Annotated in this window: 1 protein-coding gene; it reads left to right on the top strand. The window is 68.0% G+C overall.

Annotated elements, in window-relative coordinates:
* Nucleotides 1-31 precede the first annotated feature (31 nt).
* Nucleotides 32-704, top strand: a 673-nt coding sequence (locus QZH66_RS17655; RefSeq protein WP_305807125.1) for an AAA family ATPase, incomplete at its 3' end; no start/stop codon positions are given.

The following is a 704-nucleotide window of genomic DNA, read 5'->3' as shown; positions in this document are numbered from 1 at the left end:
GCCGCTCGTCGTCTTCAACCAGAAAGGTGGGGTGGGCAAGTCCACCATCACCTGCAATCTGGCCGCCATCAGCGCCAGCCAGGGCCTGCGCACCCTGGTGGTCGACCTGGACCCGCAGGGCAATTCCAGCGCCTACCTGCTGGGCGCCGCGCCGGCCGAGGGGCAGCCCAGCGTGGCGAGCTTTTTCGACGAGACGCTGAGCTTCAGCTTCCGGCCGGCGGCGCTGTCGGAGTTCATCGTGCGCACGCCGTTCGAACAGCTCGACCTGATGGCATCGAGCACCCGGCTCGACGAGCTGCAGGGCAAGCTGGAGTCGCGCNCCGCGCCGGCCGAGGGGCAGCCCAGCGTGGCGAGCTTTTTCGACGAGACGCTGAGCTTCAGCTTCCGGCCGGCGGCGCTGTCGGAGTTCATCGTGCGCACGCCGTTCGAACAGCTCGACCTGATGGCATCGAGCACCCGGCTCGACGAGCTGCAGGGCAAGCTGGAGTCGCGCCACAAGATCTACAAGCTGCGCGAGGCGCTGGCGCAGCTGGGCCAGGACTACGACCGCATCTACATCGACACCCCGCCGGCGCTCAACTTCTACACCCGCTCGGCGCTCATGGGCGCCAGCGGCTGCCTGATTCCGTTCGACTGCGACGACTTCTCGCGCCAGGCGCTCTACACCCTGCTGGCCAACGTGCAGGAGATCCGCGCCGACCACA

Source organism: Stenotrophomonas sp. YIM B06876 (assembly GCF_030711595.1).
GTDB lineage: Bacteria > Pseudomonadota > Gammaproteobacteria > Xanthomonadales > Xanthomonadaceae > Stenotrophomonas.
This window is presented reverse-complemented; position numbering and strand designations above follow the sequence as displayed.